At 61.6% G+C, this 14,861-nt stretch carries 13 protein-coding genes; 9 read left to right on the forward strand and 4 right to left on the reverse strand.

The genetic code is table 11. The features are described 5' to 3' along the window. The first annotated feature begins 91 nt into the window (after positions 1-91). On the forward strand, positions 92-2,194 hold the full coding sequence (ppk1, locus tag H0W47_RS13045; RefSeq protein ID WP_296925062.1) for a polyphosphate kinase 1: 2,103 nt from the start codon (positions 92-94) through the stop codon (positions 2,192-2,194). Further along, positions 2,194-2,667: a histidine phosphatase family protein gene (locus tag H0W47_RS13050; RefSeq protein ID WP_296925064.1), complete on the forward strand. Its 474-nt coding sequence runs from the start codon at positions 2,194-2,196 to the stop codon at positions 2,665-2,667. The genes ppk1 and H0W47_RS13050 overlap by 1 nt, the downstream gene beginning before the upstream one ends. A 16-nt stretch (positions 2,668-2,683) precedes the next feature. Here the strand turns inward: H0W47_RS13050 and ppx are convergent, their stop codons facing one another. Beyond that, on the reverse strand, positions 2,684-4,180 hold the full coding sequence (gene ppx, locus H0W47_RS13055; RefSeq protein ID WP_296925066.1) for an exopolyphosphatase: 1,497 nt from the start codon (positions 4,178-4,180) through the stop codon (positions 2,684-2,686). Positions 4,181-4,482: 302 nt separating this feature from the next. Between ppx and pstS the strand changes: the two genes are divergently transcribed. From pstS to phoR, 7 genes are all read left to right on the forward strand, one after another. Continuing rightward, entirely contained in the window at positions 4,483-5,514 is a 1,032-nt protein-coding gene (gene pstS / locus H0W47_RS13060; RefSeq protein ID WP_296925068.1) for a phosphate ABC transporter substrate-binding protein PstS, read from the forward strand. A gap of 112 nt (positions 5,515-5,626) precedes the next feature. Beyond that, on the forward strand, positions 5,627-6,607 hold the full coding sequence (gene pstC / locus H0W47_RS13065) for a phosphate ABC transporter permease subunit PstC (protein ID WP_296925107.1): 981 nt from the start codon (positions 5,627-5,629) through the stop codon (positions 6,605-6,607). Positions 6,608-6,644: 37 nt separating this feature from the next. Continuing rightward, positions 6,645-7,499 (forward strand): phosphate ABC transporter permease PstA, encoded by an 855-nt coding sequence (gene pstA / locus H0W47_RS13070; RefSeq protein WP_296925070.1) that lies wholly within the window; start codon positions 6,645-6,647, stop codon positions 7,497-7,499. Between the two features lie 48 nt (positions 7,500-7,547). Beyond that, on the forward strand, positions 7,548-8,333 hold the full coding sequence (gene pstB, locus H0W47_RS13075; protein ID WP_296925072.1) for a phosphate ABC transporter ATP-binding protein PstB: 786 nt from the start codon (positions 7,548-7,550) through the stop codon (positions 8,331-8,333). Positions 8,334-8,335: 2 nt separating this feature from the next. Next, positions 8,336-9,037 carry a phosphate signaling complex protein PhoU gene (phoU, locus tag H0W47_RS13080; RefSeq protein ID WP_296925076.1) on the forward strand — a complete coding sequence of 234 codons (702 nt, stop codon included), beginning with the start codon at positions 8,336-8,338 and terminating at the stop codon, positions 9,035-9,037. Positions 9,038-9,054: 17 nt separating this feature from the next. Next, entirely contained in the window at positions 9,055-9,750 is a 696-nt protein-coding gene (gene phoB / locus H0W47_RS13085) for a phosphate regulon transcriptional regulator PhoB (RefSeq protein ID WP_296925078.1), read from the forward strand. A 26-nt stretch (positions 9,751-9,776) separates the two neighbouring features. Then, positions 9,777-11,102, forward strand: a complete 1,326-nt coding sequence (gene phoR, locus H0W47_RS13090; protein ID WP_296925080.1) for a phosphate regulon sensor histidine kinase PhoR — start codon at positions 9,777-9,779, stop codon at positions 11,100-11,102. Here phoR and H0W47_RS13095 read toward each other — a convergent pair. The 3 genes from H0W47_RS13095 to H0W47_RS13105 form a co-directional block, all read right to left on the reverse strand. Next, positions 11,074-12,447 (reverse strand): MATE family efflux transporter, encoded by a 1,374-nt coding sequence (locus H0W47_RS13095; RefSeq protein WP_296925082.1) that lies wholly within the window; start codon positions 12,445-12,447, stop codon positions 11,074-11,076. The genes phoR and H0W47_RS13095 overlap by 29 nt on opposite strands. After that, positions 12,444-14,207, reverse strand: a complete 1,764-nt coding sequence (locus H0W47_RS13100; RefSeq protein ID WP_296925084.1) for a hypothetical protein — start codon at positions 14,205-14,207, stop codon at positions 12,444-12,446. Before H0W47_RS13100 ends, H0W47_RS13095 begins: the two co-directional genes overlap by 4 nt. A 97-nt stretch (positions 14,208-14,304) precedes the next feature. Further along, a complete protein-coding gene (locus H0W47_RS13105; RefSeq protein WP_296925085.1) occupies positions 14,305-14,577 on the reverse strand; it encodes a type B 50S ribosomal protein L31 in 273 nt (90 codons plus the stop codon). Between the last annotated feature and the right edge of the window lie 284 nt (positions 14,578-14,861).

Raw genomic sequence — 14,861 nt, forward strand, 5'->3', positions numbered from 1 at the left:
GCTTATGACACGGGACTGTCACACGCCTGTCATTTAATGGGTGAACACTGCCAACAAGTCAATTTGATTACAAAATAGCAAGATCTTCTGCATGTCACCTTCCACAGCCTTGTCACCCACACCTACCACCCCCGAAGTCCGATTGCTGGACCGCGATCACAGCATTTTTGCCTTCAATGAGCGGGTGCTGGATTGGGCAAAACGCGCCGACGTGCCCTTGCTGGAGCGTCTGCGTTTTCTCTGCATCGTGTCATCCAATCTGGACGAGTTTTTTGAAGTTCGCGCGGCCTTGCACCTGACCGCCGCGCAGGCCCGCGAGCAGAAGGGCACTTACACCGAAGCGTCTTTCGCGGCGCTGGCCGCAGCCGCGCACGACATGGTGGCGCGGCAGTACGCGCTGTACAACGACGAACTGCTGCCCCTGTTTGAGAAGAAGGGCATTCGCATCGTGTCGCATGGCGAGCGCAATTCCGCCCAAAGGCATTGGGTCCAGCACTATTTCGAGCGCGAGGTTCGGCCCTTGCTGATTCCGGTCGGCCTCGATCCTTCCCACCCGTTCCCGCAGGTGGCGAACAAGTCGCTCAATTTCATCGTGCGGCTCGGCGGTCGCGACGCCTTCGGCCGCGAGAACGACATCGCGATCGTCAAGGTGCCGCGTGTGTTGCCGCGCTTTATCCGCATGCCGGACAAGGTGTCGGGAAAACACACCTCATTTGTATCCCTGTCCAGTGTCATCCGCGCGCATTTGAGCGAGTTGTTCCCCGGCCGAGACGTCGGGCAGTTCTCGCAATTTCGCGTCACGCGGCATTCCGATCTGGCGGTCGATGAAGACGACGTCAAGAACCTGCGCACCGCGCTGCGCCTGGGTCTGGAGCAAAGGCATTACGGCCAGGCGGTACGGCTGGAGGTGTCGGCGGGTTGCTCCAAACACCTGTCGGACTTCTTGCTTGGCCAGTTCAACCTGCCGGAAGCTTCGCTGTACCGCGTGCACGGCCCGGTCAACCTGGTGCGCCTGACACAGCTGGTGGATCTGGTCAATGATCCGCGCCTGCTGTTTCCGCCGCACAAGGGCTGCTACCCCGTGCAACTGGTGCCCGGCGAGTCGTTTTTTGAGCGACTCAAGCGCGGCGATGTTTCCATCCACCAGCCTTTCGAAAGTTTTGACGGTGTGCTCGACTTCCTGCGCGAGGCGGTGAACGACCCGCAGGTGCTGGCGATCAAACAGACCATTTACCGGACCGGCACCGATTCGGAAATGATGGTGCTGCTGCGCGAGGCGGTGCGGCGCGGCAAGGAAGTCATGGTGGTGCTCGAACTCAAGGCGCGCTTTGACGAGGAAGCCAACATCAACTGGGCCGAGATGCTCGAGTCGATAGGTGCGCAGGTGGTGTACGGCGTGGTTGGTCTGAAAACCCACGCTAAGATGCTGCTGGTGACGCGCCGCGAAGGCCAGCACCTCAGGCGTTATGCCCATCTGTCCACCGGCAACTACAACCCCAAGACTGCGCGCCTGTACACCGACCTGAGCTACCTCACCGCCGACACGGCCTTGACGGCCGACATCGACAACGTCTTCGTGCACCTGGCCAGCCAGAGCAAGCTGCCCAAGCTCAGCCGCCTGTGGCTGGCGCCTTTTCAGCTGCATAAAAAGCTGATCGAAAGGATTGACGGTTTGGGTGAGCTTGCCTTACAGGGCAGGGACACGCGTATCGTCGCCAAGATGAATGCACTGACCGACGAAGCGCTGATACTGGCGCTGGTTCGCGCCGGCCAGCGTGGCGTCAAGATCGACCTGGTAGTGCGTGGCGCCTGCATGCTTCCGGCGCAGGTGCCGGGGGTGACCGACAACATCCGCGTGCGTTCCATCATCGGTCGCTTTCTTGAGCATTCCAGGGTTTTCTACTTCCGCTGCGACGGCGAAGATACGCTGTACCTGTCGAGTGCTGACTGGATGAACCGCAACATGCTCAGGCGGGTCGAACTGGCTTGGTCGGTGACCGACCCGGTGCTGCGCCAGCGCATCATCGATGAATGCCTGGTGGCTTATCTGCATGACAGCCGTGATGCCTGGGACCTGCAGCCGGACGGCACATATTCGAGAGTTAATGTACCTGCCAAAGGTGAACCGCAGGGCGCCCAGGCAGCATTGATGGCGCGTTACACCGCCGGCCCAGCCAACAGGGATGAGCAGTGATGGACCTGATTCTGTGGCGCCATGCGGAAGCCGAAGAATGGCCGGCTGACGACGCCCAGGGCGTCAGCGACCTGGAGCGCTCATTGACCTCGCGCGGGGACAAGCAGGCGGCCCGCATGGCCGCTTGGCTGGACCGGCAATTACCGGACCGCACCCGCATTCTGGTCAGCCCGGCACGCCGATGTGAACAGACCGCGCTGGCGCTTGGGCGAAAATACAAGACACGTGCAGAACTCGGCCCCGATGCGCCGCCCTCGCAACTGCTGGAGCTGGTGCAGTGGCCAATGAACAAATTGCCTATTTTGGTGATTGGTCACCAGCCCACACTGGGGCAGGTGATTTCACAGCTGCTCGGTCTGCGGGAAGAAGAGTGCGCTGTCAAGAAGGGTGCACTCTGGTGGCTGCGTTACCGTGAACGCGGCGCCGGCGCGCAGACCGTGGTGGTCACGGTGCAGTCGCCGGAACTGCTTTAAACGGGCTGCGCCCGGTTCAGGGGCTGGCCACAATCAGCGTCCACGGTGTCTTTTGCCACGCCAACACCTCTTCGCGCAGCAGGTGTGCCGACTGCGGATACGCGCTTGCCCAGCCGCTGCGGCAAGCCAGCACGAAGCGGTGATTGTCCACGACCATTTCCATTTGCATGCCCTTGAGGTCGGGATCGCGGCGGGCATGGCACAGAATCACCGCCAGTCTCAGGCACAGCAGCTGCAGCACAAACACCGGGTCCTCGAAGTCGGCCTCCAGTTTGCGAAGCTTGCCGCGGTGGCCCAACACCAGCAGGCTGAGCCGGTGTGTTTCGGGCAGTGCAAATCCCGGTGCGTCGGCGTTGTCCAGGATGTAGGCACCGTGCTTGTGGTAATCGCTGTGCGAGATGTGGCTGCCGATTTCATGCAGTTGCGCTGCCCAGTCCAGCTTGCGTTGCGCCCGTGTCAGCTCTGGCAGGGGCAGTCCGCTACCGGCTTGCCGGAACAGGGCGACGGCCGTTCTGCCAATGCGCTGCGCCTGCGCGGCATCGACCGCAAACTTGCGCGCCAGCCCTTGAACCGTAGCTGATCGCAGGTCACTGGTGTCGCGCTCCCGATCCAGCAGATCGTAGAGCACGCCGTGGCGCAGGGCGCCCTGGGCCACCTGCATTTCGGTGATTTGCAGTAATTCGAACACGGCCCTGAGCACGCTGACCCCGCCACCGATGACCGCGCGACGGTCGTCCTTCATGCCTTCCAGTTTGAGGCGGTCCACACTCTGGGCCTTGAGGAGGCGGTCCAGCAGCCAGTCCAGCCCTTCGCGTGTGATCATGCCTTGCGGCATGCCGGCCGCCACCAGCACATCGGCGACCGCGCCGACTGTGCCTGAGGAACCATAGGCCACCTCCCAACCGGCGGCAGGGTAGAGATTGAGGGCCTCGTCCAGCACCGCCTTGGCGCCCACTTCCGCAGCCGTGAAGGCACGCGCCGTGAATTCCCCGTCGGAAAAGTACTTCATTGACCAGGCCACGCTGCCGACACGGTAGGACTCCATCACCAGCGCTTCGAGGCCTTGGCCCAGAATCATTTCGGTGGAGCGCCCGCCGATGTCGACGACCAGGCGTCGCTCATCCGATTGCGGCAGCATGTGTGCCACACCTTGGTAAATCAGCCGGGCTTCCTCGCGGCCGGAAATCACATCGATGGGAAAGCCCAGAACCTGGTGCGCACGCGCGAGAAACTCGTCGCGGTTGCGAGCCTCTCGCAGGGTTTGCGTGGCGACGGCCCGCACTTCGTTCTTCCTGAAGCCGGCCAGCCGCTCCCCAAAGCGCGCCAGGCATTCCCAGCCGCGCTGCATGGCTTCTGGTGTCAGGTTTCGCTCGCTGTCCAGGCCGTTGCCCTGGCGCACGGTTTCTTTGAGGTATTCGGTGCGATGAATTTGCCCGTGGTCGAGGCGGCCTATTTCAAGGCGAAAGCTGTTGGACCCGAGGTCCACCGCAGCCAAGCGAGTTCCATTTTGCATGTGTGAGCGATTGTTGGGGCGCAGCCAGCATAGCATTCACACTAAACGCTGGTGCTGACGCAGGCATCAAGGCAGAGAGGCGGAGGCGGGGAGGCAACGCAAACCGTCAACATGCCGGGCTCCCGTGATCGGGTTGTGAAGCCCGGCCCCCTCCAGGCGACGGCCAGGGGCCTGTCGAGGGAGTTGCCCATCACCCGCAGGCCAAACCAGGCTCTGCTTTTTCATGTAAGTGTCACGCACCTGTCACATTGCGCTTCTACAGTACAGCCTGTTGACCCGATTATCCAACCGCAAGGAGCCACATGAAACACAAGCGCACTTTCCTCAAAGCCATGGCCGTCGCCGCCTTGGCCACCCTGGGCATGAGTTCCGCCATGGCCGCAGACATCACCGGCGCTGGCGCCACCTTCCCCTTTCCCATCTATGCCAAGTGGGCTGAAGCCTACAAAAAGGCCACCGGCACCGGCCTGAACTATCAGTCCATCGGTTCTTCAGGCGGCGTCCGTCAGATTCGTGCCAAAACCGTGGCTTTCGGTGCGACCGACGCACCCGTGCCAGGCGCCGACCTGGACAAGGATGGCATGGTCCAGTTTCCCGCCATCATCGGCGGCACCGTGCCCGTGATCAACCTGGAGGGCTTCAAGCCCGGCGAACTGCGTGTCACCGGCCCCGTACTGGCCGAGATGTTCCTGGGCAAGGTCGCCAAGTGGAACGACCCCAAACTGGTGGCCCTGAACCCCGGCAAGACCCTGCCTGACCAGAACATCACCGTGGTACACCGCGCTGACGGCTCGGGGACCACCTATAACTGGACCGACTACCTGACCGTGATCAGCAAGGACTGGGCCGACTCTGTCGGACGTGGCGCTGCCGTGAAGTGGCCTGCACCGTCGTCTGTTGGCGGCAAGGGCAACGAAGGCGTGGCCGCCAACGTGAATCGTGTCAAGGGCGCGCTGGGGTATGTGGAATACGCCTACGTGAAGAAGAACAACATGAACTTCCTGCAGTTGCAGAACGCTGATGGCAAGTATGTGAGCCCGGACGACGATGCCTTCGCGTCCGCTGCAGCGGGTGCCGACTGGTTCAGCGTGCCTGGCATGGGCATCTCCATGGTGAATGCCAAGGGCGTCAAGAGCTGGCCCGTCAGCACCGCTTCCTTCATCCTGATGTACAAGGAACCCGCCGATAAAGCCCAGTCCGCCGAGGTGTTAAAGTTCTTCGACTGGGCCTTCAAGAACGGCAAAGGCATGGCTGCTGAGCTCGATTACGTGCCGCTCCCCGACGCGCTGACCGCCCAGATCCGCACCAAGGTGTGGTCGCAGATCGCGAAGTGAGTTGAACTGATCCTTTAAATGACATCCGCGTCCGGCAAGGGCTGGCCGGCGGATCTCGGTTTATCAGATTGGATGACCTCACATGGGAGTCAAAATGAGCGTGGAAATCACCATGAATCCGCTGAATGTGCCCGTTGAGACCGCCAACCCCAGCATGGCGTCGATCGCCAGGCGACAACGGGTCCAGGATATCCTGTTCCATCGCGTCACCCAGAGTTTTTCGCTGTTGGTATTGATAGCCCTGGTGGGCATCATCGTCTCTCTGTTCATCAACGCGTGGCCCACGTTCCAGAAGTTCGGCTTCAACTTTATCTGGCGCGTTGAGTGGGACATCATCAACGGAGAATTTGGGGCGGCGATTGCGATTGTTGGCACCATTGCCAGTGCCGGACTGGCCATGCTGATTGCGGTCCCGCTGGCCTTTGGCATCGCGCTGTTTCTTACGGAGACCTGTCCGGTTTGGCTGCGTCGTCCCCTCGGGACAGCGGTGGAGCTGCTGGCGGCGGTGCCTTCCATCATTTACGGCATGTTCGGCCTGTTTGTGTTCGCGCCCCTGTTTGCCGACTACTTCCAGGTGCCGGTGCAGAAGGTGCTCGGCGGCATGCCGTTGGTGGGCTTCCTGTTCGGCGGCAGCACCAACGGTTTCGGCATCCTGGCTGCCGGCATTGTGCTGGCTTTCATGGTTCTGCCCTTCGTGGCGGCGGTGATGCGCGATGTGTTCGAGATCGTACCGCCCATCCTGCGTGAATCCGCCTACGGTCTGGGGTGCACCACCTGGGAAGTGGTCAGCCGCGTTGTGTTGCCGTACACCCAGAAGGGCGTGATCGGCGGGATCATGTTGGGCCTGGGCCGTGCGCTGGGTGAGACCATGGCGGTGACCTTTGTGATCGGCAATGCCAACCGTATGCCCACCTCGCTGTTTTCGCCGGGTACGTCGATTGCATCCACCCTGGCCAACGAGTTCGGAGAAGCGGCCGATTTCCATCTCTCGACATTGTTTGCGCTGGGTTTTCTGCTCTTCGTCATCACCTTCATCGTGCTTTCGCTTGCCAAGATACTGATGTTGCGCGCCGAAAAGGCCAAGGGCCTGTGAGACCTTCCGCCTCAAACCCTCAAATCGGAACGAACTGATGAAATTCAACCAACACCTCTATTCCAGCCGCAAGCGTTCCAACGCCATCGGTCTGACCCTTTCCATGGGCGCCATGGTTCTCGGTCTTGTCGTGTTGCTGTGGATCCTGAGCGTGCTGTTCGCCAACGGCTTTGCTGCGCTGGACTGGAACATGTTCACCCAGTCCACGCCGGCACCCGGCAGCGAAGGGGGGGGTCTGGCCAATGCCATCGTTGGCAGCCTGATGATGGTTGGCTTTGCAGTCCTGGTGTCCACGCCTATCGGTGTTTTTGCCGGTGTGTACCTGGCTGAGTACGGCGACCAGAGCAAGACAGCCGAGCTGACGCGTTTTGTCACGGACATCATGCTTTCTGCTCCCTCGATTGTGCTGGGACTGTTTGTTTATGCCATTGCAGTGGCCACCGTGGGCAATTTCTCTGGGTGGGCGGGCAGTCTGGCGCTGTCGCTGATCGCTGTGCCGGTGGTGGTGCGTACCACCGAAAACATGATGCGCCTTGTGCCGGGCAGCCTTCGTGAAGCGGCCTTCGCGCTGGGCGCCCCGCGCTGGAAGGTTGCCACGCTGGTCACGCTGCGGGCGGCCAAGAGCGGCGTCATGACCGGCCTGTTGCTGGCGGTTGCGCGCATGAGCGGCGAGACTGCGCCACTGCTGTTCACTGCACTCAACAACCAGTTCTTCAGCACCGACATGGGTGCGCCCATGGCCAATCTGCCGGTGGTGATCTTCCAGTTTGCGCTCAGCCCCTACGACAACTGGATACGCCTGGCCTGGGGTGGCGCCTTGCTGATCACGCTGTCGGTACTCGTGCTCAACATCATTGCACGCGTGTTCCTGCGTGAAAAGGCGCCGGGCTGATACCGCCGTCTCCCAAACATCTGACCTTCTCAAGACCCGGAATCCAACATGCCAGATACCCCAGCCGCCGTGCAGACCAAAAAGAACGCCCTTGAGCTGCGCAAGCTCCATTTCTTCTACGGAAAATTTCAGGGCCTCAAGAACGTCAACCTCGATATCGAGGAGCGCAAGGTGACGGCCTTTATCGGTCCGTCGGGTTGCGGCAAGTCGACATTGCTGCGCACGCTCAACCGCATGTACAGCCTCTACCCTGGTCAGCGCGCCGAGGGTCAGATCAACTTTTATGGCCAGAACATCCTGGACGCCAAGCAGGACATCAATCTGCTGCGGGCCCGCATCGGCATGGTGTTCCAGAAGCCCACGCCGTTTCCAATGTCGATTTACGACAACATCGCGTTTGGTGTGAAGCTCTATGAAAATCTAAGCAAGGGCGAGATGGACGACCGCGTCGAATGGGCCTTGTCCAAGGCAGCGCTGTGGAACGAGGTCAAGGACAAGCTCAGTCAGAGCGGGCTATCCCTGTCCGGCGGCCAGCAACAGCGTCTTTGTATCGCACGCAGCGTGGCAGTCAAGCCCTCTGTGCTGTTGCTTGATGAACCTACATCTGCGTTGGACCCTATCTCTACCGGCAAGGTGGAGGAACTGGTGCATGAGCTGAAGCAGGATTACACCATCGCCATCGTCACCCATAACATGCAGCAGGCGGCGCGTTGCAGCGACTACACCGCCTACATGTATCTGGGCGAACTCATCGAGTTTGGCGAGACTGACCAGATATTCCTCAAGCCCAAACGGCAGGAAACCGAAGACTACATCACAGGAAGGTTTGGTTGATCATGAGTGACAAACATCTGTCCAGCCAGTTCGACAGCGAACTGACCAGCGTCTCCACCCGTGTCATGGAAATGGGCGGCCTGGTCGAATCGCAGATACGCACCGCGGTGTATGCACTGGCCCAGTTCAGCGCCGAGGCTGCCACTGAAGTGACGGAGATGGAAGCCCGCGTCAATATGATGGAAGTCGAGATTGACAAGGAGCTGTCGTCCATCATCGCCCGTCGCCAACCCACGGCGCGCGACCTGCGGCTTCTGATCGCGATTTCCAAAACCACGGCCAATCTGGAGCGCGCCGGTGACGAGGCGGAGAAAATCGCCCGCATGGTGCGGTCCATCATCGACAGCGGCGCTGCCCGAACCCTGCCATCCTCCGAGCTGCGCATAGCAGCCGACTTGGCATCCGGCCTGCTGCGCAAAGCGCTTGACGCCTTTGCCCGGCTCGATGTCAACGTGGCTGTGTCCATCCTCAAGGAAGACGATGCGATCGACAAGGAGTTTGATGGCTTTGTCCGCAAGCTGATCACCTACATGATGGAAGATCCGCGCACCATTTCTTCCAGTCTGGACCTGCTGTTCGTCGCCAAGGCCATAGAACGTATCGGCGATCATGCAAAGAACATCGCAGAATTCATCATTTATGTGGTGAAGGGTGCAGACGTTCGCCATACCTCCATGGAAACCATCGAATCCATGGTTCGTTAACCGGAAATACTGTGCCGATGAAGACTGTCCCCCGGGTTCTGGTGGTTGAAGACGAGCCGGCCATTGCCGAGTTGATTGCCGTCAATCTGCGCCACAACGGCTTCCAGCCGATATGGGCAATTGACGGTGAAGCCGCGCAGCGCGAACTTGAAGCCGTCCTGCCCGACGTGATCCTGCTTGACTGGATGCTTCCCGGGCAGAGCGGACTCACACTTGCAAAGAAGTGGCGTTCGCAGGCCAGAACCAGACAGGTTCCCATTTTGATGATCACGGCACGCGGTGACGAGCCGGACAAGATTGCCGGACTGGACGCGGGGGCCGATGACTACATCACCAAGCCGTTCTCCACCCAGGAGTTGTTGGCGCGTGTCCGCGCGGTGTTGCGCAGGCGTGCGCCCGAGCAGACCACCGAGTGTGTAAAGCTCGACGCGCTGGAACTCGATGCCGCCACCTACCGGGTGTCGTATCAGGGGCAAGGCCTGAAGCTGGGTCCCACGGAGTTCAAGCTCCTGCACTATCTGATGAAACACGCGGAGCGCGTGCACAGCCGCGGGCAGCTTCTCGACAAGGTGTGGGGCGATCATGTCTTCATCGAGGAGCGCACGGTTGATGTCCATGTCAAACGCTTGCGCGAAGCACTCGGCGCCGCGGGCAATATGGTGGAAACCGTTCGCGGCGCGGGCTACCGCATGACCGCGACGCCTTCCGCCTAAGCAGCGCTTTCCTTCACAATCGCTGCATGGTCTGGCGCGTATTTCGATTTTTTCTGTTTCAGCTCGCCGGTGCTGTTCTGGGCCGGTATTTGCCGATAGGCGATCCGCGCAACGGCATGGTGGTGGGGATTGTGCTGGCTGGCGCATTGTGGGTGCTGGTCGATCTGCGCCGGGGCATGCGTTTGCTTGCCTGGCTGAAGGAGGGTGACACCAGCGCACCCGTGCGTGTCTCCGGATTGTGGGGTGAAGTGGCAGACAGGTCATGGCGCTTGACAAGATCCCGCGAAAAGCAGGTTTCCGAAAATCGCGACCGACTCAATGATTTTCTGGCAGCTATCCAGGCATCGCCCAACGGCGTGGTCCTGCTGGACGCGCAGGACGGGATTGAGTGGTGCAATGAAACGGCAGCGGGTCATTTCGGGTTTGATCCGCAACGCGACGTTCAGCAGCACATCGGCAACCTGCTGCGCGACCCAGGGTTTGTGGCCTATCTCAATGGCGACGACTACGCTGGCGATATTGTGATTCGTGGCCCGCGCAGCACATCCAGTCGTCCCGTGCAACTGGCTGTGCATTTACATGGTTACGGCGAAGGCCGAAAGCTGCTGCTGTCGCGCGATGTCACTGCGGTGCAACAGGCGGAAGTGATGCGGCGCGACTTTGTCGCCAACGTCTCGCACGAAATTCGCACGCCGCTGACGGTACTCGGCGGTTTCGTGGAGACCCTCCAAACGCTTCCTCTAAACGACGACGAGCGCGCGCGTTACCTGGAGTTGATGGCGCAACAGGCGCGGCGCATGCAAACGCTGGTGAGTGATTTGCTCACGCTGTCCAGGCTGGAGGGCAGCCCCCCACCTGGTACCAACGAATGGGTTCCCGTGTCCCAGTTGATGGCGCAATGTGAGCAGGACGGCAGGGATCTGTCGCAGATGCTGGTGACGCAAAGCCACGACATGAACTTCCTGCAGGAGGGGCGCTGCGATATTGCAGGCTCCCACTCGGAGTTGCTCAGTGCCATGACAAATCTGGTGAGCAATGCGGTGCGTTATACCCCTGCAGGTGGGACCATCGAAGTGCGGTGGCAAAACCTGGCCGACGGCCGTGCCGAGTTTTCAGTCAGGGACAGCGGGCCGGGCATTGCTGCAGAACATATTCCGCGCCTGACCGAGCGCTTTTACCGGATTGATCGCAGCCGCTCGCGCGAGACCGGCGGCACCGGGCTGGGGCTGGCGATTGTCAAGCATGTTCTTCAGCGTCACGGCGCCGAGCTGAAGATCGAAAGCCTGCTCGGCCAAGGCGCGCGATTCTCCATGATGTTTCCGGCTACGCGGGTACGGCAGCTTCCAGCCTGACAGCGTCCCGGATGCTGCGCTGCACAGCGAAACGCAGCAAGGCGGCCAAGCTTAGCGCGACCAGGAGCATGCCCGCGGTGCTGGCTACCCAGAAACTCTGCGCCACGGGCATGGCCGGATAAGGCCCCATCCCGCGGTAAGCCAGGAGATAGCCGCCCAGCAGGCCGAGTCCCCAGAGCATCAGGCTGTACAGCAGCAGTGGCGTCAAAGTAATACGGTAGCAGCGCAGCAAGAAGGCCGAGATCGCCTGCATGGCGTCGCCCAGGTGGTAGATGGCGACCCAGAACAGCAAGCCGGCAGCCATTTGCGCGACGGCAGGTGTGCGCGAATAAAGCGTTGCCAGATAGTCGTTTGCTATCAATAAGGTAGCTGCGAGTGCAAGTGCAGCAAGCGCTGCAAGCCGAAAGCCCGTCCATGCAGCGCGGGCCGCCTGCGCCGGCTGGCCAGCGCCGGTCCAGAAGGACACGCGTGCGCTGCAGGCGATGGCGATGGACAGCGGCACCATGTACAGGACCGAGGCCAGGCTGGCGGCAATCTGGTGGCTGGCCGAGGCGACGGTCCCGAGGCGCGCGATAAACAGGGCCATCAGTGTGAACGAGGTGACTTCCACCAGATAGGCCATGCCCCCGGGAATGCCAAGGCGTGCAAAAGCGCCGATCTGGTGCCAGTCGGGTTTCTCCATGCGGCTCCACAGCCGGTAGGGCCGGTAGATGTTCTGGGTGCGCAGCATCACGAAGGCGAGCAACACCAGGCTGTAGTTCACGACCAGCGTTGCCCAGGCGCAGCCCACTACGCCCAACGGCGGCATGCCGGCGCCCCCGGCCACCAGCCAGATGGAGAGCGGGATCTTGATGCCCAGCGCGCCCAGTTGCAGCCAGGTGATGAGCAAGGGATGGCCCAGCGACTGGTTGAAGGTGCTGTAAATCCGGAACAGCAGCGCCGGCAGCAGGGCCAGTGCCAGTACTGCAAGATAAGCTTGGACATCAGCCTGCATGGCCTCGGGCACCTGCGCCCAGCGCAGCAGCGGCCCGGGAAACAGCAGGGCGGCCATCCCGGCCACGGTGAGTAGGCTACACAGGTACAGGCCCTGCCGAAGCGACCGGCCCAGCGCTGCCGAACGCCTGGCGCCGTGCAGTTCGGCCCAAATCGGCAGCAAGGCCTGCACGATGCCCATCAGGCCGACGTAAACGCTGATGTAGATGGCAGAGCCCACCGACAGCGCGGCCAGGGCCTGGTCGCTGTAGCGGCCGGCGATGACGGTGTCAGCCACCCCGAAGGCCATGACTGCAAGCTGGCCCACCAGCACCGTGCCGGCGTGTTTGCTGATGAGTCTTAATTCACTCACGGCCTGCGGGGGGCCGGGGCCGGGGTGGATACCGGGGCGGTGGTGGCCAGGCTGACCCTTTTGTACAAAGCCACATTTTCGTTTTTGTCGGTGGGCCGCCGCAGTGTGGTCATATAGGCCCACTCCGGCATGTCGATGGTCTCGCTGAGCCTTGCCTGTGCGTCGGCATCAACGATCAGGTAAGGACAGACGGCTTTGGCGCCGGCCTGGCGCAACTGAAGCTTGCCGTGGTACTGGAAGGCCGCGACCTGAGCACTGTTCAGGCCGTGGACCTCGACGCAGGCATCGGGATTGACGCGGGCCGCCACCTGCCGCGACAGCGGCGCATAACTGCGCGCATAGTCGAGCAGTGGCAGCCACAGCGTCATTAGCAGCAGCCAGCACAGGGTGGCCCCGCCCGCCGGCAACACCATGGACTTCCAGATCGCAGCGCGCTGCCGGCCGGCGCGCCATTTGACCAGCCAAGCCCATGCCAGAGTGGCCACCACAGCGACCAGGAAGGCCAGCCAGGAGAAACTGGGTTCGAAGCCCGGGGCCAGCTTGGCCACATTGGCCGCTGGCTGCCTGGGCATGCCGGTCTGCATGGCGATCCAGATCACCCAGATGATGATGGCGCAACCGGTGAAAAACAGCAGAGTAAACCAGTCGATCAGCGAGGCCACGCTGCGTTTGAGCGTTGGCAGCGCAAAGGCCGCCAGCGCCGCAAGGGGGGGCAGGCTCAGCAGCAGGCTGCGATCTGATGCGGTGGTGGTGACGGTGGCGGCGAGCGCAACCAGGGAAAACCACAGCGGAAGGGCCACATGCCGGCTCGTCAGTTGCCGGCGCCAGCGCCACAGCGTCCAGGCGGCCAGCGGCCAGGCGGGCCAGGTGAACCAGACCAGCAAGCGTGCGAGGCTGCGCCATTCTTTAAGGCCCGCGGCGTCGTCAAACCCGGCGATCTCTATGCGCCAGCGCCAAAGATCCAGCCCCCAGCACAGCGCGGTCACGGCCAGGGTGAGCGCCCCCGCTAGCAGCACCCAACGCCAGGCGTGCGTTTCAATTTTTTCAGCCCGACTGTTTTGTGTGCTGCCCAGCGCAAGCAGGGTGCTGCCGGCACCCAGCAGCACGGCCACAGTAGGCGCGCCGCTGAGCGCCAGGCCGGCCAGGCCAATGCCCAGACCCAACGCAGGGCCGATGATTTTCCAGGCGCTTCGGTAGGCACTGGCCGACATCGCGTAAAACACCAGTGCCACGAAACCGAGCTGCGCCAGGGCTGGCGTGGTTTCATGCGAGAGCTGCGCCAGTCCCAGGCTGGCAATCAGGGCCAGCAGCCCGGCATCGGCGATGGCCCGCGCATAGTCCAACGGGCTGGCCTCACCGCCAAAGGCAAACGCGACCGGTTGGGCTTGGGGGCTGCGTGCCAGGTAATAAACCGCGTACCAGGTAGCAAGCAGGGTTAGCGCGAGCAGCAGGACGAAGGGGATGCGGACCGCAAATGCCGGGTCCAGAAACGGGAAGGCCTTGATCGCCAGCGCGCCCAGCCAGTAGGGCGCCAGCGCTTCAAATTCGCCGGCCTGACCCAGCAGTTGCGGGTTTAGCCAGGGGGTGTTGCCAGCCGCGAGCTCGCGCATGGCGCCGAAGGCGGCGATGTCGGCATTCTTCCAGGGACCGCGACCCAGAAAGCCGGGGAGCACGTAGGCCACGCAAAACAGCAGTAACGCAAGCCTGGGCAGGCGGCGAACGGCGGACTGGGCGATGATGGCGGGAGAAGGCTTGTTCACGGAAACTCAGACTGAGCGGAATGCCCGATTCTGGAGCAAAAAAAAAGCAGCCTGAGCTTCAGGCTGCTTTTCGGTCGAGTTGGCGGAAAGTCGCAGCTTACTCGGCAGCGACGGGCTTGGCAGGTGTCTTGCCAAAACGGTTGCGGAATTTCTCGACGCGGCCACCCATGTTGTCCACGGATTTCTGTGTGCCGGTATAGAAGGGATGTGACTCGCTGGAGGTATCCAGCTTGTACAGCGGCAATTCGCGGCCGTCTTCCATGGTCACCATTTCTTTGGTGTTGGCGCAGGAGCGGGTCACAAACTTGAAGTTGTTGGACATGTCCAGGAAACAAACTTCGCGGTAATTGGGGTGAATGCCTTCTTTCATGATCTTTCCTTGTTCGTTTCGGTAGCCACTCGAACCAGTTTCGAGCACTTTCCGTGAAGCCTTGCATTATAGCGTGGAAATAGTGCCCCCACGCTTTTTCACTGCGTGTAAACGCTGCCCCCCGAGGGGGCGCTGCGCCTGCGGCCCGGCGAAGCCGGTTCCGCGGCCCCTGCTGGGTTAAATCGGGGTGATTGCTGGCGGTGTGGTGCCCTAGCCGCCGCGCCGCATCATGTCAAAGAACTCGTGGTTGTTTTGGTGGCCTTCATGTTCTTGAGCATCAGCTC

The sequence above is a fragment of the Polaromonas sp. genome (genome assembly GCF_013817205.1).
In the GTDB taxonomy this organism is placed as follows: domain Bacteria; phylum Pseudomonadota; class Gammaproteobacteria; order Burkholderiales; family Burkholderiaceae_C; genus Polaromonas.

Excerpts from the sequence above, each read along its gene's own strand:
- ppk1 (WP_296925062.1), top strand. The coding sequence starts at position 92 with ATGTCACCTTCCACAGCCTTGTCACCCACACCTACCACCCCCGAAGTC.
- pstC (WP_296925107.1), top strand. The coding sequence starts at position 5,627 with ATGAATCCGCTGAATGTGCCCGTTGAGACCGCCAACCCCAGCATGGCG.
- phoR (WP_296925080.1), top strand. The coding sequence starts at position 9,777 with ATGGTCTGGCGCGTATTTCGATTTTTTCTGTTTCAGCTCGCCGGTGCT.
- pstA (WP_296925070.1), top strand. The coding sequence starts at position 6,645 with ATGAAATTCAACCAACACCTCTATTCCAGCCGCAAGCGTTCCAACGCC.
- H0W47_RS13050 (WP_296925064.1), top strand. The coding sequence starts at position 2,194 with ATGGACCTGATTCTGTGGCGCCATGCGGAAGCCGAAGAATGGCCGGCT.
- phoB (WP_296925078.1), top strand. The coding sequence starts at position 9,055 with ATGAAGACTGTCCCCCGGGTTCTGGTGGTTGAAGACGAGCCGGCCATT.
- pstS (WP_296925068.1), top strand. The coding sequence starts at position 4,483 with ATGAAACACAAGCGCACTTTCCTCAAAGCCATGGCCGTCGCCGCCTTG.
- pstB (WP_296925072.1), top strand. The coding sequence starts at position 7,548 with ATGCCAGATACCCCAGCCGCCGTGCAGACCAAAAAGAACGCCCTTGAG.
- H0W47_RS13105 (WP_296925085.1), bottom strand. The coding sequence starts at position 14,577 with ATGAAAGAAGGCATTCACCCCAATTACCGCGAAGTTTGTTTCCTGGAC.
- phoU (WP_296925076.1), top strand. The coding sequence starts at position 8,336 with ATGAGTGACAAACATCTGTCCAGCCAGTTCGACAGCGAACTGACCAGC.
- ppx (WP_296925066.1), bottom strand. The coding sequence starts at position 4,180 with ATGCAAAATGGAACTCGCTTGGCTGCGGTGGACCTCGGGTCCAACAGC.